The sequence below is a fragment of the Mycobacterium scrofulaceum genome (assembly GCF_001667885.1).
Taxonomy (GTDB): domain Bacteria; phylum Actinomycetota; class Actinomycetes; order Mycobacteriales; family Mycobacteriaceae; genus Mycobacterium; species Mycobacterium scrofulaceum_C.
Window position 1 is genome coordinate 1 of sequence record NZ_LZJW01000040.1, and the last position, 25,669, is coordinate 25,669.

A 25,669-nucleotide genomic window follows, 5' to 3' on the forward strand; every position below is an offset into this window, starting at 1 on the left:
CGCCCACGGGGTGAGCCCTGACCTGGTGATCGGGCACTCGATGGGCGAGGTCGCCGCGGCCGTGGTGGCCGGCGCGCTCACCCCCGCCCAGGGCCTGCGGGTCACCGCCACCCGCTCCCGGCTGATGGCCCCGCTATCCGGGCAAGGCGGCATGGCTCTACTCGAGCTCGACGCCGCGGCCACCGAGGCGCTGATCGCCGGACACCCGCAGGTCACCCTGGGCATCTACAACTCCCCACGCCAAAGCGTGATCGCCGGACCCACCGACCAAATCGATGAGCTGATCGCCACCGTGCGCGCCGGCAACCGATTCGCCAGCCGGGTCAACATCGAAGTCGCACCCCACAACCCGGCCATGGACCCCCTGCAACCCCTGATGCACGCGGAGCTCGCCGACCTGTCCCCGCGACCGCCGGCCATCCCGATCATCTCCACCACCTACCCCGACCCCACCACCCGCCCAGTCTTCGACGCCGCTCACTGGGCCACCAACATGCGCAACCCGGTCCACTTCCACCACGCCATCGCCCACGCCGGCACCCACCACCACACCTTCATCGAAATCAGCCCCCACCCACTACTGACCCAAGCCATCCTCGACACCCTGCACACCGCCCAACACGGAAGCAAATACATCAGCACCGGCACCCTGCAACGCGATACCGACGACACCACCAACGTCGACACCCCGGCGTCCCCGTCTGGCCGGACCGCCGGGGCGACGTCCTGGCCCTGCTCGATCACCACGTGTGCGTTCGTCCCACCGAAGCCGAATGACGACACCCCGGCCCGGCGCGGGTGCTCCCGAGCGGGCCAACTGGTCTGGGTGCGAACGACTTTCATCCGCAATTCGTCGAAGGGGATGTGCGGGTTGGGGCTTTCGAAGCGCTGGTTCGGCGGGATCTGGCCGCGCTGCACCGCCAGCACCGTCTTGATGAAGCCGGCAATGCCCGCCGCCGCCTCGGTGTGCCCGAGGTTCGTCTTGACCGCCCCGATCAGCAGGGGAGCGTCGTCGGGGCGCCCGCGACCGAGCACCGTGCCGAGGGCGCGCGCCTCGATGGGATCACCCAATAGCGTTCCAGTGCCATGTGTTTCGACGTAGTCGACGTCGCTCGGCTGCATCCCCGCATTGCTGTAGGCGGCCCGTAAGACCGCCATCTGCGCCGCGGGGTTGGGGGCCATCAGTCCGTTGGACCGGCCGTCCTGGTTGATCGCCGAGCCGCAGATCACGGCCAGCACCCGGTCGCCGTCCCGCTGCGCGTCGGTCAGCCGCTTGAGCACCACCACGCCCGCACCCTCGCCGCGCACGAACCCGTCGGCGGCCGCATCGAACGCGCGGCACTTACCCGTCGGCGACAGGGCGCCCACCTGATCGAAGCCGCGAAATACCGCCGGCGACAACAACAGGTTCACCCCGGCCGCGATCGCCAGTTGGGAATCCTCGGTCCGAAGGCTCTGACAAGCCAGGTGGATGGCCACCAACGACGACGAGCACGCCGTGTCGACCGCCACCGAGGGGCCGCGCAGGTCGAGGAAATAGGAGAGACGGTTCGCGATGATGCTCATCGCGCCGCCGGTGTTGCTCCAGCCGTCCACCCCGCAGAAGTCGTTCGAGGCGATGGCCCCGTATTCGCTCAAGCATGCGCCGGCGAAGACGCCGGTCTGTGACCGGCGCAAGGAGGTTGGCGGAATTCCCGCGTGCTCCAACGCTTCCCAGGCCACTTCCAGCAGCAGGCGTTGCTGGGGGTCCATCTTGTCCGCTTCACTCGGGGAGATCTCGAAGAACTCGGCGTCGAAGGCGTCGACGTCCGGCAGGAACGACCCCCAGCGCGTCGTCCGCGCGAGCGCCGCCGCCACGTCGGGTGAGCCGGATTCGAACGGCTGCCAGCGTTCCGGGGGCACCTGGCCGATCGTGCAACCGCGTTCGCACAGGAATTTCCATAATGCGTCGGGCCCGGCGATGCCGGGAAAGCGGCACCCCATCCCGATGACGGCGATCGGCTCGTCGAGTGAGGTTCGTGCCGGGCGCTTGAGTGCGGCGTCCGTCTCGGGCGCGGGCTCGGGTGCGGTGAGGTAGGCGGCCAGGGCGTTGATGGTCGGGTGCTGCCAGAAGTCGACGGGGGATACCTTCTTGCCCAACAACTCCGAAATTTCGCCGGAGAGCACCACCACCTCGCGGGAGCTCACGCCGAGGTCGGCCAGCGACAGGTTGGGATCGACCTCGTCCGGTGTGCAACCGATGTTGGTGACCAAGTAATCGACTAACCAGTGGCGGAGGTCATCCTCGCCACCGATGCCTGACGTCATACCGTCACGTCCAGCCTGGTGAATCCGTCGCTTTGGTAGCGCTCGACGCACGCCGAGCGCCGAACCTTGCCGCTGGTGGTGATCGGGATGGATCCCGGTGACACCAGAACAAGGTCGGCGACGCGCACGCTGTGCGATTTCGAGATCGCCGATGTGACTTCGCGTTTCACCGAGCGGAGTCGCAGCCGTGCCTCTTCCTCGGACGCTCCGCGCCCCTTCAGTTCGATGATTGCGACCAGCTGCTCGGTGATGTCGTCGGGCACCGAGATCGCCGCGACTCGACCGCCGGTGATCTCCTGAATGGTCGCCTCGATGTCGTCGGGGTAATGATTGCGCCCGTCGACGATGAGCAGGTCCTTGATGCGGCCCATGATGAACATCTCGCCGTCGGCGATGACGCCGAGGTCGCCCGTCCGCAACCACGGCCCCGCCGGACATCCCGGCGCGGGATTGACCAGTTCGGCCTGGAAAACGCGCGCCGTCTGTTCGGGCTTTCGCCAGTAGCCGAGGGCCACGTGATCCCCACGCACCCAGATCTCCCCGACGGTGCCCGCGGGGCTCTCGGTCATGGTCTCGGGGTCGACTATTCGCACGGCGGCGGGATCGGGCGAACCGTAGCTGATGAGCTCGGTGCCGACCATCCCTTCGGCTCCGCACGGTCGCGCCCGGCCGGCGGTCAAGTGCTCGTAGTCGAACCGGACCGTCTTGAGCATGGTGCCGGGTTCGGGACCCGCCACGTACAACGTCGCTTCGGCGAGCCCGTAGCAGGGTCGAATCGTCGTCGGGTGCAGGTTGAAGGGGGCGAATCGGTCGGTGAAGCGCTTGACGGTGGCCACATGGATTCGTTCGCTGCCGCTGACAATCGTCTGCACCTCGCCGAGGTCGAGCCCCGCCATGTCGTCGTCGGATGTCCTGCGCACGGCCAGCTCGAAAGCGAAATTGGGTGCCGCGGAAAAGCACTGACCGTTGGTGGCAAGCATTTTCATCCAACGGGCGGGCCGTTGCAGAAACGCCATGGGACTCATCAGCACAGCGCTGCGGTTGGTCACCAGCGGGGCACAAACTCCCAATATCAGGCCCATGTCGTGGAACAAGGGCAGCCACGACACCAAAGAAAGGTCTGCCGGAAGTTTTTCGGGTTCGCCGAAGAAGGCGTACATGCATTGCGTCACGTTGGTGACGACATTCTTGTGCGACACGATCACGCCGGCCGGTGTGCGCGTCGAACCGGACGTGTATTGCAGATAGCCGGCACCCGACGCGAAGTGCCGAGCGGGCGGCAGCTCGCGGGTGGAATCCAGGTCCAGCAGGTCGACTTCGATGACTAACGGCGCGGGGTGGCCGTCCTGGCCGCAGGCGTACTTGTTGACATCGCTGACCACGGCCGACGTGGTGAGAATGGCAACCGGATTGCAATCCCGCAGCACCGAGGAGATCCGGTCGTCGTGTACGCCGTAGAGCGGTGTGGACAGTGGAACGGCGATGAACCCGGCCTGCAGCGCACCGAAGAAGGCGGCGACGTATTCCAGTCCCTGCGGCGCCAAGATCGCCACGCGATCACCGGGGGAGCCGCAGAGCGCCAACTCCTCAGCAATGATGCGGGCCCGGCGCGAGACCTGGGCCCAGGTGAGGTGTTCGGCAAACCCGGCGGGGTCTTGCTCGTAGTCGATGAACGTGAAGGCTGTCGCGTCGGGCCGTTGCTCAGCCCGCTCCTGTAGCAAAGCAGGGATGGACGTGTCGGTAACCGGCATTGGGGGCCCTTCCAGTTCGCTGACGCCGTTTTTGATGTGCACGCGTCTCGCGTGCGGCGCGAAGAGCGGCTTCCCCGGTTACCGACAACCACTCTCGTGAAGCAACCTAAGCATTCTTTGCGGATGAGACCTTCCGATTTACAAAATCGATAAGAGATGTAGCCCACATCACAGTGGCCTGGCGGGGGCTGCGTGCCAGGGGAGACGGTTCCGCCGGATCTTGCACGCTATATATGTAGTACGCGCCCGTGGCAGGTGATGCAGCTGTTGTACGAGTGACAAATAGTAGTCAGAGTGGCAAGGGCGACTCGGTTTGCACCAAGCGACAGGCTTGGGTCCGTTGTAGTCCCAGCGCTCGGTTTTGACAACCCCTGGCGGTTCTCGTCGGCGCGGCCGGATGTGACGCCCGCCCGGGTCCGGACCGGCCGGCGGCAACCCGGGGGCCGGAATCGGCGACGTGCCGGGCGACGCGGTGTTCTTGACGGCAAACTCGCGCGCGATGGGGCCCGGGTGGCTGGCCGGAGCGGGCGGCTCGCCTGCTGCCGCGCGCGCAGCTATCTACTCGCGCACCGATCGACGACGGCTTCCTCGATATCTTTCGCGAGTTCTGGCAAATTGTCGTTCAGATAAAAGTGGTCGCCGGGAAACACCCGAATGCGGAACTCGTCGGTGGTGCGGTCGGACCAGGCCAGCATGTTCTCCTCGGCCACGATGATGTCGTTGTCCCCGACGAACGCGTAGATCGGGCACGACACCTTGACCTCTGGCGGGTGGGTATAGCCCGCGATGGCCCGCACGCTTTGCAGCGTGGGCAGGATGGTCAGGGCGAATTCGTCGTTGGCCAGCAGCTCCGGATTGGTGTCGGTCACCTGGGCGACGACGTTGAGGATGTCGCGATCGGAGCCCTGCAGTTCCTTGTAGCGGATGTGGCCGGGCGCGGCGCTCGAGGACACGAACAGGGCGGAGACACCTCGCCCCGCGGACTGGAACCTCAGTGCCACCTCGAAGGCCATCAGGCCGCCCATGCTGTGGCCGAAAAAGGCCAGCGGTGCATCGGCCGGCACGGAAGGAGCCATCATCGAATAGATTTCGTCCGCGAGTGCGGGAATGCTCGGCAGTTGGGTGAGGCCCTTCGCGCGCCCGGGGTATTGGACGGCGACGCGTTTAATATCCGCGGAGAATGCCTTGGCGAACGGAACGTAATAGCTCGCCGATCCGCCCGCATGCGGAAATATGTATAGCGCCGGCGCGGCCTGTTGCGCGTTGCCGCTATCCGGTTCCGTGGGCCTGTTCACCGCGCCACCCTATCCCGAGGCGATTCGCCGCTCGCCCGTATCGCCGTGGCGATATTCGCCCGCGGCGTCGGGCTGCGCGGCGCCGGTGGACAAATGCTGGAACAATCGAGCTCGTGTTCCGATTGTCCCCGCGAATTCCGGCGCTTTTCGCGCCGGATTTCCCGCCCGTCGGGGTCCGTGGGCGCGGGGACGCCGCCGGGTGGTCGCCAGTCGGCTCCGGAGCGGAAGGGGCCGTGGCGGCCAATTGTCCGACACACCGGTCCGCCACCGCTGTCACAAAGGCAACACCAGGCACACTGGTAACAACAAGTTTTTTGCAGACGCCAGGAGGATATGGCCGTGTACCGAGTCTTTGAAGCGCTCGACGAATTGAGCGCCATCGTTGAAGAAGCACGCGGCGTTCCGATGACGGCCGGCTGCGTGGTGCCCCGCGGTGACGTGCTGGAACTGATCGACGACATCAAGGATGCGATCCCCGGCGAGCTGGATGACGCGCAGGATGTGCTCGACGCGCGTGACTCGATGCTGCAGGACGCCAAGTCGCACGCCGAATCCATGGTGTCCTCGGCGACCACCGAGTCGGACTCGATGCTCAACCACGCCCGCGCGGAGGCCGACCGGCTGTTGTCCGACGCGAAAGCGCAGGCCGACCGCATGGTGAGCGAGGCGCGCCAGCACAGCGAGCGGATGGTCGGTGAGGCCCGCGAGGAGGCGATGCGCATCGCCACGGCGGCGAAACGCGAGTACGAGGCCAGCGTCGGCCGCGCTCAGGCCGAGGCCGACCGGCTGCTGGAGAACGGCAACATCTCCTACGAGAAGGCCGTCCAAGAGGGCATCAAGGAGCAGCAGCGCCTGGTGTCGCAGAACAGCGTGGTGGAGGCGGCCAACGCCGAAGCCACTCGGCTCATCGACTCGGCGCATGCCGAGGCCGACCGGCTGCGCGGTGAATGCGACATCTACGTCGACAACAAGCTCGCCGAGTTCGAGGAATTCCTCAACGGGACGCTGCGTTCCGTGGGACGGGGTCGTCACCAACTCCGCACGGCGGCGGGCACGCACGACTACGCCGTGCGCTAAACCCTGCAGGCGGCGGTGCGCTGGCATTATGCGGCGCGCGCCGTAGGATTTCTGCTATGACGCGGCAGCACAGCACGACCTCGCAGCGCCGTCAGAGCTCGCCGATGTCGATCGACATCACCAAGCTGGGGCGGCGCCCCGGCGCGATGGTGACCTTGCGCAAGACCGTGCCCAGCCCGTCGCGCATCGGCCTGGACATGATCGCGATCGCGCAGGACGCTCCGTTGGAACTGGACCTGCAGATTCAGTCCGTCTCCGAAGGCGTCTTGGTGACGGGGACGGTGGATGCGCCCACGGTGGGCGAATGCTCCCGCTGCCTGACGCCGGTCAACGGTCGGGTGCAGGTCAGGTTGACCGAGTTGTTCGCCTATCCCGACAGCACGACGGAGGCGACCACCGAGGAGGACGAGGTGGGCCACATCGTCGACGACACCATCGACCTCGAGCAGTCGATCGTCGACGCCGTGGGGCTGGAGCTGCCGTTCGCGCCGGTGTGCACACCCGACTGCCCGGGGCTGTGCCCCGAATGTGGGGTCGCCCTGGCGGCCGAGCCCGGCCATCGGCACGATCGCATCGACCCGCGGTGGGCCAAACTGGCCGGCATGTTCCCCGAGCCCGACTCGCCGCGGGGTGAGCAATGACGTCGCGCCAGGATCTGCTCGACGCGCTCGGGGTCGAGCTGCCCGATGAGCTGCTCTCGCTGGCGTTGACGCATCGCAGCTATGCCTACGAGCACGGCGGCCTGCCCACCAACGAACGCCTGGAATTTCTTGGCGACGCGGTGCTGGGTCTGACCATCACCGACGAGCTCTACCACCGCCACCCCGACCGCTCCGAAGGTGACCTGGCCAAGCTGCGGGCCAGCGTCGTCAACACCCAGGCGCTGGCCGATGTCGCCCGCAAGCTGTCCCCGGACGGCCTGGGCGTTCACCTGTATCTCGGGCGCGGGGAAGCCAACACCGGCGGCGCCGACAAGTCGAGCATCCTGGCCGACGGGATGGAATCGCTGCTGGGCGCCATCTATCTGCAGCACGGGATCGACACCGCTCGCGAAGTGATCCTGCGGCTCTTCGGCGGGCTGTTGGACGCGGCGCCCACGCTGGGGGCCGGGCTGGACTGGAAGACCAGCCTGCAGGAGCTGACCGCCGCCCGGGGCATGGGCGCGCCGTCCTACGTCGTCACCTCCACCGGCCCGGACCACGACAAGGAATTCACGGCGGTCGTCGTCGTGATGGACACCGAATACGGCTCGGGCGTCGGGCGCTCCAAGAAGGAAGCCGAACAGAAGGCCGCGGCCGCCACCTGGAAAGCCCTCGAAGAGCTGGACCCCGCCGGGAAAACGTCGGTCTAGATGACCCCGTCGCCCGGCTTCCCCGCGCTTGGGATCATCACGCGAACCGATGGTGATGACCCCCGTCGCCCGGCTTCGCCGCGCTTGGGATCATCACGCGAATCGATGGTGATGACCCCCGTCGCCCGGCTTCGTCGCGCTTGGGATCATCACTAGGTGCCTGAACTGCCCGAAGTCGAGGTGGTGCGCCGCGGCTTGCAGGCCCGGGTCGTCGGCAAAACGATCACGGCCGTTCGGGTGCATCACCCGCGCGCGGTGCGCCGCCACGAGGCCGGTCCCGCCGACCTCACCGCCCGGCTGCTCGACGCGCGCATCACCGGCACCGATCGGCGCGGCAAGTACCTGTGGCTGCTGCTCGACGGCCCCCAGGACCCGGACACCGCGCTCGTCGTGCACCTCGGGATGAGCGGGCAGATGCTGCTGGGCGAGGTGCCCCGCGCCGACCACGTGCGCATCTCCGCGCTGCTCGACGACGGGACCGTGCTGAGCTTCGCCGACCAACGCACCTTCGGCGGCTGGATGCTCGCCGACCTGGTGACCGTCGACGGCAGCGTCGTCCCGGCCCCCGTCGCGCACCTGGCGCGTGACCCGCTGGACCCGCTTTTCGACCGCGACGCCGTCGTGAACGTGTTGCGGCGCAAGCACTCCGAGATCAAGCGGCAGCTTCTGGATCAGACCGTGGTGTCGGGCATCGGCAACGTCTACGCCGACGAGGCGCTGTGGCGCGCCAAGGTCAACGGGGCCCGCATCGCCGCCACGCTGAGCCGCCGCCAGTTGGCCGCCGTCCTGGACGCCGCGGCCGACGTGATGCGCGACGCGCTGGCGCAGGGCGGGACGTCGTTCGACTCGCTGTACATCAACGTCAACGGCGAATCCGGTTACTTCGACCGGTCGCTGGACGCCTACGGCCGCGAAGGGCAGAACTGCCGCCGCTGCGGCGCGGTGATACGCCGGGAGAAGTTCATGAACCGCTCGTCGTTCTACTGCCCGAGATGCCAGCCGCGGCCGCGCCTTTGAATGTGCGAGCAGGGCATTGAGCGTGCACCCACGGTTGCGACACGCCGAGGGACGTCACCCGGGGCGCACGCTCGATGGGCGCCGGCCGGACGTTTGCAAGAAAGGTGAGGATATCCTCACCTCGCGTCGTTATCCTGGGTGGCATGGTGAACCGATGGAGTTGGGTCGGCTAGTGCGGAGCTCGCTTGAATCGGGTTCGCCGACCGTGCTGGCTCAGCTCGCGCCGGGCCAGCGGGCGACCGTCCTGGGCGTGGCGCCGGCGGCGTCTGCCGTGGTAGCGGGCCGACTGCGGCAGCTTGGCTTCCGGCCGGCATCGGACGTCGAGGTCATCCGGCGGGCGCCGATGGGCGACCCGACCATCTACCGCGTCCAGGACACCGAGCTGTGCCTGCGCCGCCGCGAGGCGCGGCTGATCCAAGTCGACCCCGGGAGCGTCGCATGACGTCCTGCCACGAAGAAGGCGCCGCGGTCGCGGTCGCCGGCGTGGCGCGCGTCGCGCTGGTGGGCAGTCCCAACGCGGGTAAGACGTCGGTGTTCAACCACCTCACCGGGCTACGCGCCAAGACCGGCAACTACCCGGGCGTCACGGTCGGGCGCAGGGTCGGCAACACCAAAGTTGACGGCGTCGAGATCGCCGTGGAGGACCTGCCCGGCACGTACAGCTTGCAGCCCATCAGTCCGGACGAACAAGTGGTGGCCGACCTGCTGGTCGGCAACGTCGACGGCGCCGGCCGTCCCGACGCGATCGTCCTGGTGGCCGACGCCACCACGCTGCACCGCTCGATCACGCTGGTGGCGCAGGTGATGCGGCTCGACGTCCCGTGCCTGTTGGCGCTGACCATGACCGACGAGTTGACCGCGCGCGGCGGCGGCATCGACGTCGACGCCTTGTCGACGGCGCTGGGCGTTCCGGTGCTGCCGGTGATCGCGCACCGCGGCGGCGGCATCGACGCCCTGCGCGCCCGACTCGTGTCCTTCGACCGGTGGCAGCGGCCCCCCATCCTGCCGCCCGGCGACGACGACGCCGTCGACGCCTGGGGCAAGTCGGTGCTGCGGGCGGCCAAATACGTTGCGCCGCAGCCCGATCAGCGGACCCGCGGCATCGACAGGATCGTGCTGCACCCGCTGTGGGGAACGGTCATCTTCTTCGCGGTGATGTTCTGCTTCTTCCAGGTCGTCTTCACCGTCGCCGCGCCGCTGCAGGACCGCGTCAGCCAAGGCCTCGGCTGGCTCGGCGCGCTGGTCAGCGACCACGTCGGCAACTACGTCGTGCGGGGTCTGCTCGGCCAGGGGCTCATCGGCGGCGTGGGCACGGTGCTCCAGTTCATCCCGCAGATCGTGTTGCTGTTCTTGCTGATTGCGCTGCTGGAGAACGTCGGCTACATGGCGCGCGCGGCATTCCTGATGGACCGGGTGATGGCCACGACCGGCCTGGAGGGTCGCGCCTTCGTCGCGATGCTGTCGTCGTTCGCCTGCGCCATCCCGGGGATCATGGCCACCCGGACGCTGCCGTCGTCGCGCGACCGGATCGCCACCATCATCACGGCGCCGTTGATGACCTGCTCCGCGCGGCTTCCGGTCTTCACCCTGCTGGTGGGGCTGCTGGTCTCGCCGCAGACCCAGTGGTGGGGCATGAGCGCGCAGGGCGTCGCCATGTTCCTGCTGTATCTGTGTGGCGGCACCTCGGCGCTGATCGCCGCGTCGCTGTTCAAGTCCACGATTCTGCGCAGCGATCTGCTCCCGTTCACGATGGAGCTGCCCCCGTACCGTTTCCCGTCGCCCAAGAACGTGCTCATCACCATGTGGGATTCGGCGAAGGTCTTCCTGCGCAAGGCCGGGACCATCATCCTGGGCACCTCCGTGGTGCTCTGGGTGCTGCTCAATTTGCCGGCGCGCCAAGCGGAAACCGCGCACATGTCTCCGACGGAGACCACCGCCTACGTGATGGACCACAGTTACGCCGCCGACGTCGGGAAGGCGATCGGGCCGGTGTTCGCCCCGCTCGGTTTCGATTGGCACATCAACGTCGCCCTGCTCGGCTCCTTCTCGGCCCGTGAGGTTTTCGTGTCCACCCTCGGCCAGGTGTCGGCGGCGACGAGTCCCGACGACCCCCATGAGGCCCTCGTCACGATGACCGACGACAGCGGCCACAAGGTGTTCACGGCGCCGACCGTCATCGCGCTGATGGTGTACTTCATCTTCGCGCTGCAGTGCATGTCCACCGTCGCGGTGATGCGCCGCGAGACCAACTCGTGGCGGTGGCCCGCGTTCGCGTGGTCCTACATGTTCGTTCTGGCCTGGACGATGGCGTTCGTGGCCCGCGCGATCGCGGTCGGGGTCGGCGCATGATCCCGCTGCACGCCACCGCGACCGCGGACCCGCGTCAGCTGCGCTGGGTGGTCCCGCCCGATCGGCTGCCGGCGCGCGGCGTCGTCCGGGGCGCCCCGGGCCGGCTCGGCGCGCTGCTGGACAGTGGGGTGATCACCGAGCTGGTGGTGGGCGCCGGGGACATCCTGATCACCATCGGAGCCGGCGGAAGCTGGCGCGAATTGGGTGACGACGTCCGCGAGGCGCTCGGCGAGGCGCTGCTGGATCCGCAGGGCTGGACGGTCGACGAGTCATCCGGTCCGGACCTGGAATCCGTTGCCGCGGAACTGCTTGCCGGGCCCGTCGGCGCGCTTGCCGCCTCGCACGGCGGGTCGATCGAGCTGGTCTCGGTGGCCGGCCACACCGTGACCGTCCGGATGGTCGGCGCCTGCGATGGGTGTCCGGCCGCGTCGTCGACGCTGCGGGACGTCTTCGAGCGAGAGCTGCGGAACCGCGTCGGTCAGCAGGTGGTGGTCTCCTGCGAAAACAATTCGGCGGCAATCTCATTCGGTAAGAAGCTGCTGTCGTTGATCGTCCGCTGAGGGCTCATCGAGCGTGCGTCCATGGCGGCGACACGCCGGACGACGTCGCCCTGGACGCACACTCGACGCGGCGTCGGCCGTATCAATCGAAGATGTCCCGGCGGGCAGCCCCCGCGGGCAGGGCGGGGTCGACGAACCATTCACGGGAAAACAGCAGGCCGAACACCTGAGGCGGCAGCCGGAGCAGCGCGCCGTACAGGCGCGCGCCCGCGGTGGACTCACCGATCTGCGAGCGGTGCGCGGCGAACGCGTCCCGCTTCTGGCGGGCGAAGCGAAAGACGTCAATCCGGTGGGTGATGCTCGCCCGGGGCGCGTACGCGGTGCGGGCCACGTCCGGCTCATAGGGCGGCGGCAGCCTCAGCAACCGGGCGAGACGGCCGGTCTTGACCAGCAATTCGCGCGGCATCGTCGCCTCCAGCACGCGCGGCGTAGCCGCGAGTTCGGCGGCCCGCTTGCCGACGCGGTGCACCTGGACGTGGTCGCGGTGACCGTAGCCGCCGTTCGGCTGGTAGCTGAGCAAAAGGTCGGCGTCCTCCTCGGCGAGGATCGCCGCGAGCCGGCCCGCCGCGTCCTCGACGTTCGCGCGCCCGAAACGGATTCGCCCCGGCGGGTCGGGGTAGAACAGCGGGCCGAAACCGCTATCGGCGTAGCCCAGGCACTCGATCCGCTGCACACCTAAAATGCTTGCGCTCGAACGCAATTCGTCGAGGCGGAAGCCGCCGTCTTCGTTGTGCACCCGGCCGTCGGTCGCGGTCACGACGACCACGCGATGCCCGTCCGCCGCCGCCCGCGCGAGCGTTCCCCCGGTGAGGATCACCTCGTCGTCGGGGTGGGCGTGGAAAGCGACCACGGTGGCCATGAACGCAGTATGCCCGCGGCATCGGGCGCGCATCCCCCGGTAGAAATGAGCCATGACCGAACTCTGGGTGGAGCGCACGGGAGCGCGCCGTTACACCGGACACAGCTCGCGCGGTGCGCAGGTACTCGTCGGCTCCGAAGACGTCGACGGCGTGTTCACCCCCGGCGAGCTGCTCAAGATCGCGCTCGCCGCCTGTAGCGGAATGTCGACCGACCAACCCCTGGCCCGCCGGCTCGGCGACGACTACAAAGCGGTGGTCAAGGTGTCCGGGGACGCCGACCGCGAACGCGAGGTCTACCCGCTGCTGGAAGAGACGCTCGAGCTCGACCTGTCCGGGCTCACCGCGGAGGAGAAGGAGCGGCTGCTGGTGGTGGTCGACCGGGCGATCGAGGCGGTCTGCACCGTCGGGCGCACGCTGAAGGCCGGTACGAAGATCAACGTCAAGGTCGCCGATGTCGGAACCTGACGTCCGGCTCACCGCCTGGGTGCACGGGAAGGTCCAGGGCGTGGGCTTCCGCTGGTGGACGCGCAGCCGGGCGCTCGAGCTGGGGCTCACCGGCTACGCGGCCAACCAGGCCGACGGCCGCGTGCTGGTGGTCGCGCAGGGGCCGCGCGAGGCCGCGGAGAAACTGCTGGCGCTGCTGGAGGGCGGCGAGGCGTGGCCGTCGCGGCCCGGACGCGTCGACAAGGTGGTCGCCGACTGGTCGCAGCCGCGGGAACGGTTCGAGGGGTTTGTCGAGCGCTGAGCGGCGCGGCGACGCACCCCAAAGCGTGACTGATGTGGCCATTGTGACCAGTGCGGCAAGGCGTGAACAATGGCCGCATTTCGCGCCTCCCGACACCCCTCGGTACGGCCGAGCCGGGCGATTCGAGCGGTAGTCTGGCTCGCCGTGTACCTCAAGAGTCTGACGCTGAAGGGCTTCAAGTCCTTCGCTTCGCCGACGACTCTGCGCTTCGAGCCGGGCATCACCGCGGTCGTCGGGCCCAACGGTTCCGGCAAGTCCAACGTCGTCGACGCCCTGGCCTGGGTCATGGGGGAGCAGGGAGCGAAGACCCTGCGCGGCGGCAAGATGGAAGACGTCATCTTCGCCGGCACCTCGTCGCGGGCCCCCCTCGGCCGCGCCGAAGTCACGGTCACCATCGACAACTCCGACAACGCCCTGCCGATCGAATACTCCGAGGTGTCGATCACGCGGCGGATGTTCCGCGACGGCGCCAGCGAATACGAAATCAACGGCGCCAGTTGCCGTTTGATGGACGTGCAGGAGCTGCTGAGCGACTCCGGGATCGGCCGGGAGATGCACGTCATCGTCGGGCAGGGCAAGCTTGACGAGATCCTGCAGTCGCGACCCGAAGACCGTCGCGCCTTCATCGAAGAGGCCGCCGGGGTGCTCAAGCACCGCAAGCGCAAGGAAAAGGCCCTCCGCAAACTCGATGCGATGTCGGCGAACCTGGCCCGCCTGACCGACCTCACCACCGAGCTGCGCCGCCAGCTCAAACCCCTGGGCCGCCAGGCCGAGGTGGCCCGGCGCGCCCAGACCATCCAGGCCGACCTGCGCGACGCCCGGCTGCGCCTGGCCGCCGATGACCTGGTCAACAGGCAGACCGAGCGCGACGCCATCTTCGAGGCCGAGGCCGCCATCCGCCGCGAGCACGACGAGGCCGCCGCCCGCCTGGCCGTGGCGTCCGAGGAGCTCACCGCGCACGAGGCGGCGGTCGCCGAACTCTCCCAGCGGGCCGAGTCGGTGCAGCACACCTGGTTCGGGCTGTCCGCGCTGGCCGAGCGGGTGGCCGCGACGGTCCGCATCGCCAGCGAACGCGCGCACCACCTCGACGTCGAACCAGCGCCGCCCAGCGACACCGACCCCGACGCCCTGGACGCCGAGGCCGAGCGGGTCGCCGTCGCCGAGCGGCAATTGCTGGCCGAGCTGGCCGAGGCGCGCACCCGGCTCGATGCCGCCCGCGCCGAGCTGGGCGAGCGCGAGCGCGAGGCCGCCGAGGCCGATCGGGCCCACCTGGCGGCGGTGCGCGCCGAGGCGGACCGGCGCGAAGGCCTGGCCCGGCTGGCCGGCCAGGTGGAGACCATGCGGGCGCGCGTCGAATCCATCGATGACAGCGTCGCCCGGCTGTCCGAACGCATCGAACAGGCCGCCGCCCGCGCGCAGCAGTCAAAGGCGGAGTTCGAGACCGTGCAAGGCCGCGTCGGCGAGCTCGACCAGGGCGAGGTGGGCCTCGACGAACACCACGAGCGCACTGTGGCCGCCCTGCGGCTGGCCGACGCGCGCGTCGCCGAACTGCAGGCCGCCGAGCGCGACGCCGAACGCCGGGTGGCCTCGCTGCGGGCCCGCATCGACGCGCTGTCAGTGGGGCTGGAGCGCAAGGACGGCGCCGCCTGGCTGACCGAAAACCACGCCGGGACAGGGCTTTTCGGGCCCATCGCCAAGCTGGTCAAGGTCCGCTCCGGGTACGAGGCGGCGCTGGCCGCGGTGCTGGGATCGGCGGCCGACGCCCTGGCCGCCGAGAGCTTCGGCGCGGCCCGGTCCGCGGTCGCCGCGCTCAAGCAGGCCGACGGCGGGCGGGCCGCGCTGGTGCTCGGCGACTGGCCCGCCGACGACGGCGCGGTGCACGACGCGCTGCCCGGCTCCGCCCGCTGGGCGCTGGACCTGATCGAGGCGCCCGCACGCCTGCGCGGCGCCATCACCGCGATGCTCTCGGGCGTCGCGGTGGTCGACGACCTCGATCAGGCGCTCGAGCTGGTCGCGGCGCGCCCGCGGTTGCGCGCGGTCACGCTCGACGGGGACCTGGTGGGTGCCGGCTGGGTGAGCGGCGGCTCCGACCGCAAGCTGTCCACGCTCGAGGTGACCTCGGAAATCGACAAGGCCGGCACCGAGCTGGCCGCCGCGGAATCGCAGGTCGCCCAGCTGACCGCGGCGCTGTCCGGCGCGCTGACCGAGCAGACCGCCCGCCAGGACTCCGCGGAGCAGGCGTTGGCCGCGCTCAACGAATCCGACACGGCGATCTCGGCGATGTACGAGCAGCTGGGCCGGCTCGGGCAGGAAGCCCGCACCACCGAAGACGAGTGGACCAGGTTGCTGCGGCAGCGCGAGGAGCTCGAGGCAGGCCGCGCGCAGACCGTCGACGAAGTCACGGAACTGGAAAACCGGCTGCGCAACGCGCAAGAGACGCAACACGTTCAGGCCGAGGAGCCCAACCACGCCGAGGTCCGGCAGCGGATCGCCGCCGCCGCCGAGGCCGCCCGCAGTGCCGAGGTGGAGGCCCGGCTGGCGGTGCGCACCGCCGAGGAACGGGCGAACGCGGTCCGCGGGCGGGCCGATTCCCTGCGCCGCGCCGCGGCCGCGGAACGTGAGGCACGGCTGCGGGCCCAGCAGGCGCGCGAGGCGCGGCTGCGCGCCGCCGCGGTCGCCGCGGCGGTGGCCGACGCCGGACGGCTGCTGGCGCAGCGGCTGGACGGGGTCGTCGGGGCGGCGTCGAAGATCCGCGACGCCTTGGCGGCGGAACGCCGGGACCGCGCGACGGCGATGGCGGCGGTGCGCGACGAGGTGAACGCGCTCAGCGCCCGGGTCGCCACCCTCACCGACTCGCTGCACCGCGACGAGGTGGCCAACGCGCAGGCGGCGATGCGCATCGAGCAGCTCGAGCAGATGGTGCTCGAGCAGTTCGGGATGGCGCCGGCCGACCTGATCGCCGAGTACGGGCCGGACGTGGCGCTGCCGCCCACCGAGCTCGAGATGGCCGAGTTCGAGCAGGCCCGGGAGCGCGGTGAGCAGGTGGTCGCGCCCGCGCCGATGCCGTACGACCGCGCCACCCAGGAGCGGCGGGCCAAACGCGCCGAGCGTGAGCTCGCTGAGCTGGGCCGGGTCAACCCGCTGGCGCTCGAGGAGTTTGCCGCCCTGGAGGAGCGCTACAACTTCCTGTCCACCCAGCTCGAGGACGTCAAGGCGGCCCGCAAGGACCTGCTCGACGTCGTCGCCGACGTCGACGCCCGCATCCTGCAGGTGTTCAGCGACGCGTTCGTCGACGTCGAACGGGAATTCCAGGAAGTGTTCACGGTGCTGTTCCCCGGCGGCGAGGGCCGGCTGCGGCTGACCGACCCCGACGACATGCTCACCACCGGCATCGAGGTGGAGGCGCGTCCGCCCGGCAAGAAGATCACCCGGCTGTCTTTGCTGTCCGGCGGCGAGAAGGCGTTGACCGCGGTGGCGATGCTGGTGGCCATCTTCCGCGCCCGCCCGTCGCCGTTCTACATCATGGACGAGGTGGAGGCCGCCCTCGACGACACCAACCTGCGCCGGCTGATCAGCCTGTTCGAGCTGCTCCGGGCGCGGTCGCAGCTGATAATCATCACGCACCAGAAGCCCACCATGGAGGTCGCCGACGCCCTGTACGGCGTGACCATGCAGGGCGACGGCATCACCGCGGTGATTTCGCAGCGGATGCGCGGGCAGCAGGTGGAGCAGCTGGTATCGAGCTCCTCCCCCTAGGCATCAGGTCGGGCAGTGCTCGCCGGTGAACTGACGGCGTTGGGCGTGTACTGACGGCGGGATTTCGGCGATCTCTCCGCCCAGGAGTCACACTCAACGCCCAGAACGCACACCCGATGCCCCGCGAGCGCCATCCCGCTTGAAACAATGTCAGCGTGTCGCAAGGTCTTTGGATCGCCATCGCGGTCGTCGCCGTCCTGGTTGTCATCGCCGCGCTGGTCCTGGGCCTGGTGCGGTATCGCCGCCGCCGGATCAGCTTCACCGCCAAGCCGGAGCCCGGCGCGATCGACCGGTCGGGCGGCTACACCGCGTCGTCCGGCATCACCTTCAGCCAAACGACCCAGGCCGACCGGCTCGACACCACGGGCCTGCCCGCGGTGGGCGACGACGCCACCATTCCCCGCGACGCCCCCCGGCGCACGATCTCCGAGGTCGAACTCCCGGAACCGGAGGCCCCGGAAACCCTTGCCCCGCCGCCGGTAGCGCCGACCGAGCCGCCGGTAGCGCCGACCGAGCCGCCGGTAGCGCCCCCCGAGCCGCCGCAGGCGCCCCCCGAAGCGGCGTCCACCCCCGAGATCGAGGCCATCGCGCCGCCGGAGGGCCGCCTGGAGCGACTCCGCGGCCGGCTGGTCCGCTCGCAGAACGCGCTGGGACGCAGCGTGTTGGGCCTGATCGGCGGCGGCGACCTCGACGAGGACGCCTGGCAGGTCGTCGAGGACACCCTGCTGGTCGCCGACCTGGGCCCGGTGGTCACCGATTCGGTGATGACGCAGCTGCGCGCCCGCCTGGCCGGCAGCGACGTGCGCACCGAGGCCGACGCGAAGGCCGTGCTGCGCGACGTGCTCATCCGCGAGCTGCGCCCCGAGATGGACCGTTCGATCCGCGCCCTGCCCCACGCCGACCACCCGTCGGTGCTGCTGGTCGTCGGCGTGAACGGCACCGGAAAGACCACCACCGTCGGCAAACTGGCGCGGGTGTTGGTGGCCGACGGGCGCCGCGTCGTGCTGGGCGCCGCCGACACCTTCCGGGCCGCCGCGGCCGACCAGCTGCAGACATGGGCGTCCCGGGTGGGCGCGGAGGTGGTGCGCGGGCCCGAAGGCGCCGACCCCGCATCCGTGGCGTTCGACGCCGTCGACAAGGGCATCGCCGCGGGCGCCGACGTGGTGCTCATCGACACCGCCGGCCGGCTGCACACCAAGGTCGGGCTGATGGACGAGCTCGACAAGGTCAAGCGCGTGGTGAGCCGCCGCGCAGCCGTGGATGAGGTGCTGCTGGTGCTCGACGCCACCATCGGACAGAACGGGCTGGCCCAGGCCCGGGTGTTCGCCGAGGTCGTCGAGATCACCGGCGCCGTGCTGACCAAGCTGGACGGAACGGCCAAGGGCGGCATCGTATTCCGCGTTCAACAGGAACTCGGCGTGCCGGTGAAGCTGGTCGGGCTCGGGGAGGGGCCCGACGACCTGGCGCCGTTCGAGCCGGGCGCCTTCGTCGACGCCCTGCTCGGCTGAACCGCTTACACGGCGAGCGGGACGTTAATACCGCCGAAACACCGTGGCCCCATTGCGGAAACAACCATTGCGCAAGGTTCTGGATCAGGTCACAGGCGTCGCCTGACGGCCATTCATGTCCTGACCGGAGGTGAGCGAGTGGCATTCCCGCAATTGGGCCAACCCGATACCGGCGATACCGCCTGGATGTTGGCGAGTTCCGCGCTAGTGCTGTTGATGACGCCGGGCCTTGCGTTCTTCTACGGCGGCATGGTCCGCACCAGAAGCGTGCTCAACATGATCATGATGAGCATCAGCGCCATGGGCGTCGTGACAGTGCTCTGGGTGCTCTACGGCTACTCGATGTCGTTTGGAGACGACCGGGGTGGCGTCGTGGGCAACCCGACCGACTACTGGGGCTTGGCGAAGCTGATCGGCGGCAACGCCGCCAAGGCGGACCCGAGCAAGGGCGTCACGCAGGTCGACATCCCGCTGGCCGGCACCATGCCCGCGACCGTGTTCGTGGCCTTCCAGCTGATGTTCGCGATCATCACCGTCGCGCTGATCTCGGGTGCGGTCGCCGACCGGCTCAAGTTCACCGCGTGGCTGGTGTTCTCCGGACTGTGGGCGACCCTGGTCTACTTCCCGGTCGCGCACTGGGTGTTCGCGGCGGACGGGTTCGCGTCCGAGCACGGCGGCTGGATCAACAACAAGCTGCACGCGATCGACTTCGCCGGAGGGACCGCGGTCCATATCAACTCCGGTGTGGCGGGCCTCGCCCTGGCGATCGTCCTGGGCAAGCGCAAGGGCTGGCCCACGACGCTGTTCCGGCCGCACAACCTGCCGTTTGTGATGCTCGGCGCCGGTCTGCTGTGGTTCGGCTGGTTCGGGTTCAACGCCGGTTCGGCGACCAGCTCGAACGGTTCGGCCGGGTCGACGTTCATGACCACCACCATCGCGACGGCCACGGCCATGCTGGCCTGGCTGCTCACCGAGCGCATCCGCGACGGCAAGCCCACGACGCTGGGAGCGGCGTCGGGCATCGTCGCCGGGCTGGTCGCGATCACGCCGTCCTGCTCGTCGGTCAACGTGCTGGGCGCGCTCGTGGTCGGTGCGGTGGCCGGCGTGGTGTGCGCGTTGGCGGTCGGGCTGAAGTTCAAGTTCGGCTACGACGACTCGCTCGACGTCGTCGGGGTGCACATGATCGGTGGTTTGACGGGCACCCTGCTGGTGGGCCTGCTCGCCGCGCCGGAGAGCACCGCGATCAACGGCGTGACCGGGGTGTCGAAGGGGCTGTTCTACGGCGGCGGCTGGTCCCAGCTCGAACGCCAGGCGGTCGGCGCCTTCGCCGTACTCTTCTACTCGGGCATCGTCACGCTGATCCTGGCCTTGATCCTCAAGTACACGATCGGGTTGCGTGTCCCCGCTGAAGAAGAATCAACCGGCATCGACGAGTCTGAGCACGCGGAGAGCGCGTACGATTTCGGAACGATCGGTGGGCAAGGATCCGTCCTTCCGACGGCGCGGACTCCCGTGGATGACCGCAACGGCCTGGAGGGCGATCGAGTGGGCGACAAAGTGGAGGCAGAGCAGGCATGAAGCTAGTCACCGCAATCGTGAAGCCGTTCACCCTCGATGACGTGAAGACCAGCCTCGAGGACGCGGGCGTCCTGGGGATGACGGTCAGCGAAATCCAAGGGTACGGGCGGCAGAAGGGCCACACCGAGGTTTACCGGGGTGCTGAGTACTCGGTGGATTTCGTGCCGAAGGTGCGAATCGAGGTCGTGGTCGACGATTCCATCGTGGACAAGGTCGTGGACAGCATCGTCCGGGCGGCGCGCACCGGCAAGATCGGTGACGGCAAGGTCTGGGTCACCCCCGTGGAAACCATTGTGCGAGTGCGCACGGGTGAACGCGGAACCGATGCCCTCTGACCGTGGCCGCGCATCGTTGAACCAGGCCGGACGGGCCGGGAGGGTATGACAAGCCCCCCCGGCCGGTCATCTGAAGCGGGGACAGGAAGCGCCGGCGGGGCAGCCGATTTGGCTGCCTCGCGGCGCCGACTGCTGTCCGAGGGCCGCGAGCTTGGCCCGGCGGAGCTGCGCAAGGCCTGGCTCGAGTTGCACGAGTCCTGGCTGGTGGCCAAGGGCGACGAGATCGGCATCACCGACGACAGCGGTTTCGCGATCGTCGGGGTGGGCGGGTTGGGCCGCCGCGAACTGCTGCCGTATTCCGATCTCGACCTGATGTTGTTGCACGACAACAAATCTGACGACGTGCTGCAGCGGGTCGCCGACGGCCTGTGGTACCCGCTGTGGGACGCCAACGTTCGGCTCGACCACAGCGTGCGGACCGTATCGGGGGCCCTGGGCGTGGCCAACAGCGACCTGGTGGCGGCGCTGGGCATGCTGGACGCGCGCCACATCGCCGGGGACGAACGGCTGTCGGCCGAACTGATCGACGGGGCCCGACGCCAGTGGCGCAGCGCGATCCGCTCCCGCATGGACGAACTCGTCGCGATGACATACGAACGCTGGCAACGGTGTTGGCGGATCGCGCAGCGCGCCGAACCTGACCTCAAGTCGGGCCGCGGCGGCCTGCGCGACGTTCAACTGCTCGACGCGCTCGGCGTCGCGCAGCTCATCGACCGCCACGGCATGGGCCATCCGGACGCGCCGGGGGGCTCGCTGGACGCCGCGTATCTGACGATGCTCGACGTGCGCACCGAGCTGCACCTGGTGTCCGGGCGCGGACGCGACCAACTGCTCGCGCAGTTCGCCGACGACGTGAGCGCCGCGTTGGGCGTCGGGGATCGATTTGCGTTGTCCCGCTTGCTGTCCAGCGCCAGCCGCACGATCGCCTACCATGCCGAAACCGGGCTGCGGACCGCGCAGAACGCGCTGCCCCGGCGTGGGCTCACGGCGCTGGTGCGGCGCCCGAGGCGGCGGCCGTTGGACGAGGGCGTGGTCGAGTATGACGGCGAGGTGGTGCTCGCCCGCGACGCCCAACCCCAGACCGATCCCGGATTGGTGCTGCGGGTGGCCGCCGCGTCGGCGGACACCGGCCTGCCCATCGGCGCCGGCACGCTCAAACGGCTGGCCGACAGCGCCAAAGACCTGCCCTCGCCGTGGCCGCGGGAGGCGCTGGACGACCTGCTGGTCGTGCTCCTGGCGGGGCCCACGACCGTCAACACCATCGAGTCGCTGGACCGCACCGGGCTGTGGGGTCGCCTCTTCCCGGAGTGGGACGCGGTGCGTGACCTGCCGCCGCGCGACGTCTCGCACAAGTGGACCGTCGACCGCCACATCGTCGAAACCGCCGTCAACGCCGCGCCGCTCACCACGCGCGTGGCGCGGTCGGACCTGCTCGCGCTCGGCGCGCTGCTGCACGACATCGGCAAGGGCCGCGGTGTCGACCATTGCGTGCTCGGCGCGGAACTGGTCATCCCGATCGCCACCAGGCTGGGCCTTTCCGACGAGGACACCGCCACACTCGCGGGCATGGTCCGCCACCATCTGCTGCTGCCGGTGACGGCCACCCGAAGCGACCTCAACGACCCCGAGACCATCGGGGCGGTCGCAGCCGCCCTCGACGGGGACCCGCAACTGCTCGAACTGCTGCACGCGCTGGCGGAGGCCGACTCCAAGGCCACCGGGCCCGGGGTCTGGAGCGACTGGAAGGCGTCCCTGATCGAGGACCTGGTCCGCCGCTGCCGTTTGGTCATGGCGGGGGAGCGGCTTCCCGAGGCCGAACCCATTGCGCCGCATTATCTTTGGCTAGCGGCCGACCGCGGTGTGCACGTGGAGATCAAGCCCGGTGATCGCGAGCGGCTGACCGCGGTGATGCTCGCGCCCAACCAGCGGGGGCTGGTCTCGAAAGCTGCCGCGGTGCTCGCGCTGAACTCGCTGCGAATCCATTCGGCGTTGGCCAACATTCACGAGGGCGTCGCGATCGTCGAGTTCGTCGTGTCCCCGATCTTCGGCTCGCCGCCCGAATCGGGTTTGCTGCGACAGCAATTCAACGGAGCCCTCGCCGGCGACCTCGACGTCCTCGGCACGCTGGAGAAGCGTGACAGCGACGCCATCAGCGCCGCGACCGCGCGGGCCGGCGAGATTCAGGCCGGCGTGCCCGTCACCCGGTCGACCGCCCCGCCGCGCATCCTGTGGCTCGACGCGGCGACCGCCGGCCAGCTGATCTTCGAGGTCCGCGCCATGGATCGCCTAGGGCTGCTCGCGCTGCTGACCCGGGCGCTCGAACAGGCCGGGGCCGACATCGTCTGGGCCAAGGTCAACACGTTCGGCTCGACCGCGGCGGACGTCTTCTGCGTGTCGGTGCCGGCCGACGCCGAGCACGACGCGCGGGCCGCGATCGAAGAGCATCTGCTCGCCGTGCTGGGCGGTCCCGCGGTCGAAGTGCTTCAGGAGCCGGTCGGCGACTGAGGGCGTCGAGGCGCTAGGAGTGCTCGGCGTTGAGGCGGCGCAGTGCCTCGATGCGGGCCTGGATCTGCTCGCGGGTCGCGGCGGCGATCGGCGGCCCGCCGCACCGCCGGCGCAGTTCGCTGTGGATCCAGCCGTGCGGCTTGCCGGTGCGGTGGTGGGTGGCCGACACGAGGGAGTTCAGCTCGCGGCGCAGGTCGCGCAGCTGGCCGTGCAACGTGGGCGCCGCGGACACCGCGGCCGGCTGCGCGGCCCGTCGCTGCAGCTGCTCGTCCTGGCGGCGGTGCAGCAGCGCCCGCATCTGTTCGGCATCCAGGAGACCCGGGATGCCGAGGTAGTCGGCCTCCTCGTCGCTGCCGGCCGGGGCGGCGGTGCCGAACGACGACCCGTCGAAAATGACCTGGTCCAGTTCCGCGTCGGCGCCCAAGGAGGTGAAGCCGTTGTCGGCGTCGATCTTCTCGGTCTGCGTCCTGGTGGCCGGGTCCCCGTCGAGGGGGTCCTCGTCCGGCCGGTGCGGCTCCCCGAGCACATGGTTGCGCTCGGCCTCCAGCTCGCTGGCGAGCTGCAGCAGGTTGGGCACCGACGGCAAAAAGATGCTCGCGGTCTCGCCCGCGCGGCGCGATCGCACGAACCGGCCGACGGCCTGGGCGAAGAACAGGGGCGTCGACGCGCTGGTGGCGTAGATCCCGACCGAGAGCCGCGGCACGTCCACGCCCTCGGAAACCATGCGCACCGCGACCAGCCACCGGCTGGTACCGGCGGCGAATTCGCTGATGCGCGCGGATGATCCGGGGTCGTCGGACAGCACCACCGTCGGCGCCTCCGAAGTCAGCCTCGTCAGCAGGGCGGCGTAGGCGCGGGCCGCCGTGCGGTCGGAGGCGATGATCATGCCGCCGGCGTCGGGCACGTGCTCGCGCTTCTGGCGCAACCGTTGGTCGGCGGCCGCGATCACCGCCGGCATCCATTCCCCGGCGGGGTCGAGCGCGGTGCGCCAGGCCCGCGCCGTGTGCTCGGCGGTCAGCGGCTCGCCCAGCCGCGCGGCGTGCTCCTCGCCGGCGCTGTCCCGCCAGCGCGCCTCGCCGGAGTAGGCCAGAAACACCACCGGGCGGACCACCCCGTCGGCGAGCGCCTCGGCGTAGCCGTAGGTGTGGTCGGCCCGCGAACGCCGCACCCCGTCGGCTCCGGACTCGTAGGCCACGAAGGGGATGGGGCTGTCGTCGCTGCGGAAGGGCGTGCCCGTCAGGGCGAGCCGGCGGGTGGCGTCACCGAAGGCCTCGCGGATGGCGTCACCCCACGTCTTGGCGTCGCCGCCGTGGTGGATCTCGTCGAAGACGACCAGCGTCTTGCGCTGCTCGGTGCGCACCCGGTGCAGCGTCGGGTGCGCGGCGACCTGGGCGTAGGTGACCATCACGCCGTGGTATTCGCCCGACATCCGGGCGTTGGAGTTGGCGAACTTGGGGTCCAGGGCGATGCCGTGCCGGGCCGCGGCCTGCGCCCACTGCACCTTGAGGTGCTCGGTGGGCACCACGACGGTGATCTGCTCGACGGCGCGCTGGCCCAGCAATTCGGCCGCCACCCGCAACGCGAACGTCGTCTTCCCGGATCCCGGGGTCGCCACGGCCAGGAAATCGCGCGGTTGGCCGGTCAGGTATTTGACCAGCGCCCTGCGCTGCCATCCGCGCAGCGCCCGGCCGCCGCTGTCGTCGACGGAGGTCTCCGTGCGAGCGACCGGTTGCACGGACATTTCCCCCCGGTGGTTGCAGTTCTCGAATGTGCCGAGCCTGATTAGGCGATGGCTGTGAAATCTAGCACGCCAACGCTTTTCGGCGCAGTAACGACTCGGGCGAGGTTACCGCGCCTGGCTCGCCAGGTCGCGCGCCTCGAGCCACCCATGGATGCGTTCGGCGACGTCAGCCCAGCCCGGCTCGAGCATCATGTTGTGCCCCATCGAGAAGAAATGCGGCTCGGTCCGGTAGGCGCGCGCCGTGGCGCGTACCTCGCCGACGCTGACGAACCCGTCGTGCTCGGCACCCAGGACCAGGATCGGGGTCCTCACCCGCCGGGTTCGGACGCGGCGGAGCACCGGGTCGGTCATGGCGGCGCGGACGCTCTCGGCTCCGGCGCGTTGCCTGCAGGATTCGACGATGGCCTCGGGCGTGTCGGCGCAGAACAGGTACTCGCGGGCCAGCGCCGGGGTGGCGAGGAATTTGAGTAGCGTGGGGTCGCTCCAGGCTTCCATGGTCATCGACGGCCGGCGGCGCCAGACCCGCAACGCCAAGGTGAGCACGCCTTGCGGCGGGACGGAGCCCACCAGCACCGCCGCCGGCGCGCTGCGATCTTCGAGATAGCGCTGGACTACGAAGCCGCCCAGCGAATGTCCGATCAGCACCGGCCCGCCACCCAGGTCGTCGGCCACCGACCGGACGTCCTCGATGTAATCGGCGAGGGAAACCTTGTGCAGCGGCTTGGCCGTCGGGCTGCCCCCGTGCCCGCGCAGGCTCACCGCGACCGCGCGGTAGCCCGCGTCGGCGAAGAAGTCCAGGAAGTGCTCCCAGCACCATGCGCCGTGCCAGCCGCCGTGCACGAAGAGCAGCGGCACCGGATGGTCTCGGGTGCAGGATCCGTTGTCGATCACCTCGAGCATGAGCCCATTCAAGCCCGCGCGCCGCCGCGCCGAG

At 69.5% G+C, this 25,669-nt stretch carries 19 protein-coding genes and 2 pseudogenes; 15 read left to right on the plus strand and 6 right to left on the minus strand.

The genetic code is table 11. The features are described from left to right. A pseudogene (locus A5681_RS26285) lies at positions 1 to 688 on the plus strand (acyltransferase domain-containing protein); the annotation flags it as partial. Here A5681_RS26285 and A5681_RS04385 read toward each other — a convergent pair. From A5681_RS04385 to A5681_RS04395, 3 genes and pseudogenes are all read right to left on the minus strand, one after another. Continuing rightward, positions 616 to 2,307: pseudogene (locus A5681_RS04385) on the minus strand (beta-ketoacyl synthase N-terminal-like domain-containing protein); the annotation flags it as partial. The pseudogenes A5681_RS26285 and A5681_RS04385 overlap by 73 nt on opposite strands. Continuing rightward, on the minus strand, positions 2,304 to 4,058 hold the full coding sequence (gene fadD26, locus A5681_RS04390) for a long-chain-fatty-acid--AMP ligase FAAL26/FadD26 (protein ID WP_067269922.1): 1,755 nt from the start codon (positions 4,056 to 4,058) through the stop codon (positions 2,304 to 2,306). The pseudogene A5681_RS04385 and the gene fadD26, both read right to left, overlap by 4 nt. 554 nt (positions 4,059 to 4,612) lie before the next feature. Continuing rightward, positions 4,613 to 5,353: a thioesterase II family protein gene (locus A5681_RS04395; protein WP_067269758.1), complete on the minus strand. Its 741-nt coding sequence runs from the start codon at positions 5,351 to 5,353 to the stop codon at positions 4,613 to 4,615. A 339-nt stretch (positions 5,354 to 5,692) separates the two neighbouring features. Here A5681_RS04395 and sepIVA point away from each other — a divergent pair, with 339 nt between their 5' ends. From sepIVA to A5681_RS04430, 7 genes are all read left to right on the plus strand, one after another. Further along, positions 5,693 to 6,430 carry a cell division protein SepIVA gene (gene sepIVA, locus A5681_RS04400; protein WP_067269924.1) on the plus strand — a complete coding sequence of 246 codons (738 nt, stop codon included), beginning with the start codon at positions 5,693 to 5,695 and terminating at the stop codon, positions 6,428 to 6,430. A gap of 56 nt (positions 6,431 to 6,486) precedes the next feature. Then, positions 6,487 to 7,071: a YceD family protein gene (locus A5681_RS04405; protein ID WP_197498505.1), complete on the plus strand. Its 585-nt coding sequence runs from the start codon at positions 6,487 to 6,489 to the stop codon at positions 7,069 to 7,071. Then, positions 7,068 to 7,781, plus strand: a complete 714-nt coding sequence (rnc, locus tag A5681_RS04410; protein WP_067269760.1) for a ribonuclease III — start codon at positions 7,068 to 7,070, stop codon at positions 7,779 to 7,781. Before A5681_RS04405 ends, rnc begins: the two co-directional genes overlap by 4 nt. A 156-nt stretch (positions 7,782 to 7,937) precedes the next feature. Continuing rightward, positions 7,938 to 8,798 (plus strand): DNA-formamidopyrimidine glycosylase, encoded by an 861-nt coding sequence (gene mutM, locus A5681_RS04415; protein ID WP_067269761.1) that lies wholly within the window; start codon positions 7,938 to 7,940, stop codon positions 8,796 to 8,798. Between the two features lie 172 nt (positions 8,799 to 8,970). Next, positions 8,971 to 9,240, plus strand: coding sequence for a FeoA family protein (locus A5681_RS04420; protein ID WP_231996211.1), 270 nt, complete (start codon positions 8,971 to 8,973; stop codon positions 9,238 to 9,240). After that, positions 9,237 to 11,147: a ferrous iron transporter B gene (gene feoB, locus A5681_RS04425; protein WP_067269765.1), complete on the plus strand. Its 1,911-nt coding sequence runs from the start codon at positions 9,237 to 9,239 to the stop codon at positions 11,145 to 11,147. The genes A5681_RS04420 and feoB overlap by 4 nt, the downstream gene beginning before the upstream one ends. After that, entirely contained in the window at positions 11,144 to 11,707 is a 564-nt protein-coding gene (locus A5681_RS04430; protein WP_067269766.1) for a NifU family protein, read from the plus strand. The genes feoB and A5681_RS04430 overlap by 4 nt, the downstream gene beginning before the upstream one ends. Before the next feature lie 82 nt (positions 11,708 to 11,789). Here the strand turns inward: A5681_RS04430 and A5681_RS04435 are convergent, their stop codons facing one another. Then, the gene (locus A5681_RS04435; protein WP_067269768.1) at positions 11,790 to 12,566 is read right to left on the minus strand and encodes a PIG-L deacetylase family protein; all 777 of its coding nucleotides are present in this window, start codon (positions 12,564 to 12,566) and stop codon (positions 11,790 to 11,792) included. A 52-nt stretch (positions 12,567 to 12,618) separates the two neighbouring features. Between A5681_RS04435 and A5681_RS04440 the strand changes: the two genes are divergently transcribed. From A5681_RS04440 to A5681_RS04470, 7 genes are all read left to right on the plus strand, one after another. Beyond that, positions 12,619 to 13,032 carry an OsmC family protein gene (locus tag A5681_RS04440; protein ID WP_067269769.1) on the plus strand — a complete coding sequence of 138 codons (414 nt, stop codon included), beginning with the start codon at positions 12,619 to 12,621 and terminating at the stop codon, positions 13,030 to 13,032. Then, on the plus strand, positions 13,019 to 13,312 hold the full coding sequence (locus A5681_RS04445) for an acylphosphatase (RefSeq protein ID WP_067269771.1): 294 nt from the start codon (positions 13,019 to 13,021) through the stop codon (positions 13,310 to 13,312). The genes A5681_RS04440 and A5681_RS04445 overlap by 14 nt, the downstream gene beginning before the upstream one ends. A 144-nt stretch (positions 13,313 to 13,456) precedes the next feature. Continuing rightward, positions 13,457 to 17,068 carry a chromosome segregation protein SMC gene (gene smc / locus A5681_RS04450; RefSeq protein WP_067269772.1) on the plus strand — a complete coding sequence of 1,204 codons (3,612 nt, stop codon included), beginning with the start codon at positions 13,457 to 13,459 and terminating at the stop codon, positions 17,066 to 17,068. A gap of 155 nt (positions 17,069 to 17,223) precedes the next feature. Next, the gene (gene ftsY / locus A5681_RS04455) at positions 17,224 to 18,576 is read left to right on the plus strand and encodes a signal recognition particle-docking protein FtsY (protein WP_067269774.1); all 1,353 of its coding nucleotides are present in this window, start codon (positions 17,224 to 17,226) and stop codon (positions 18,574 to 18,576) included. Between the two features lie 186 nt (positions 18,577 to 18,762). Further along, positions 18,763 to 20,154 (plus strand): ammonium transporter, encoded by a 1,392-nt coding sequence (locus tag A5681_RS04460; protein WP_067269928.1) that lies wholly within the window; start codon positions 18,763 to 18,765, stop codon positions 20,152 to 20,154. Then, positions 20,151 to 20,489, plus strand: a complete 339-nt coding sequence (gene glnB / locus A5681_RS04465; RefSeq protein ID WP_066952569.1) for a nitrogen regulatory protein P-II — start codon at positions 20,151 to 20,153, stop codon at positions 20,487 to 20,489. Before A5681_RS04460 ends, glnB begins: the two co-directional genes overlap by 4 nt. A 45-nt stretch (positions 20,490 to 20,534) precedes the next feature. After that, complete coding sequence (locus A5681_RS04470) at positions 20,535 to 22,994, plus strand: [protein-PII] uridylyltransferase (protein ID WP_082968192.1); 2,460 nt, start codon at positions 20,535 to 20,537, stop codon at positions 22,992 to 22,994. A 13-nt stretch (positions 22,995 to 23,007) separates the two neighbouring features. Here the strand turns inward: A5681_RS04470 and A5681_RS04475 are convergent, their stop codons facing one another. Continuing rightward, complete coding sequence (locus tag A5681_RS04475; protein ID WP_067269777.1) at positions 23,008 to 24,735, minus strand: DEAD/DEAH box helicase; 1,728 nt, start codon at positions 24,733 to 24,735, stop codon at positions 23,008 to 23,010. 105 nt (positions 24,736 to 24,840) lie between these two features. Further along, a complete protein-coding gene (locus A5681_RS04480) occupies positions 24,841 to 25,635 on the minus strand; it encodes an alpha/beta hydrolase (protein WP_067269779.1) in 795 nt (264 codons plus the stop codon). Positions 25,636 to 25,669: the final 34 nt, after the last annotated feature.

Excerpts from the sequence above, each read along its gene's own strand:
- feoB (WP_067269765.1), top strand. The coding sequence starts at position 9,237 with ATGACGTCCTGCCACGAAGAAGGCGCCGCGGTCGCGGTCGCCGGCGTG.
- A5681_RS04405 (WP_197498505.1), top strand. The coding sequence starts at position 6,487 with ATGACGCGGCAGCACAGCACGACCTCGCAGCGCCGTCAGAGCTCGCCG.
- A5681_RS04440 (WP_067269769.1), top strand. The coding sequence starts at position 12,619 with ATGACCGAACTCTGGGTGGAGCGCACGGGAGCGCGCCGTTACACCGGA.
- A5681_RS04475 (WP_067269777.1), bottom strand. The coding sequence starts at position 24,735 with ATGTCCGTGCAACCGGTCGCTCGCACGGAGACCTCCGTCGACGACAGC.
- A5681_RS04480 (WP_067269779.1), bottom strand. The coding sequence starts at position 25,635 with ATGCTCGAGGTGATCGACAACGGATCCTGCACCCGAGACCATCCGGTG.
- A5681_RS04470 (WP_082968192.1), top strand. The coding sequence starts at position 20,535 with ATGACAAGCCCCCCCGGCCGGTCATCTGAAGCGGGGACAGGAAGCGCC.
- rnc (WP_067269760.1), top strand. The coding sequence starts at position 7,068 with ATGACGTCGCGCCAGGATCTGCTCGACGCGCTCGGGGTCGAGCTGCCC.
- glnB (WP_066952569.1), top strand. The coding sequence starts at position 20,151 with ATGAAGCTAGTCACCGCAATCGTGAAGCCGTTCACCCTCGATGACGTG.
- A5681_RS04430 (WP_067269766.1), top strand. The coding sequence starts at position 11,144 with ATGATCCCGCTGCACGCCACCGCGACCGCGGACCCGCGTCAGCTGCGC.
- A5681_RS04435 (WP_067269768.1), bottom strand. The coding sequence starts at position 12,566 with ATGGCCACCGTGGTCGCTTTCCACGCCCACCCCGACGACGAGGTGATC.
- A5681_RS04445 (WP_067269771.1), top strand. The coding sequence starts at position 13,019 with ATGTCGGAACCTGACGTCCGGCTCACCGCCTGGGTGCACGGGAAGGTC.
- A5681_RS04460 (WP_067269928.1), top strand. The coding sequence starts at position 18,763 with ATGTTGGCGAGTTCCGCGCTAGTGCTGTTGATGACGCCGGGCCTTGCG.
- fadD26 (WP_067269922.1), bottom strand. The coding sequence starts at position 4,058 with ATGCCGGTTACCGACACGTCCATCCCTGCTTTGCTACAGGAGCGGGCT.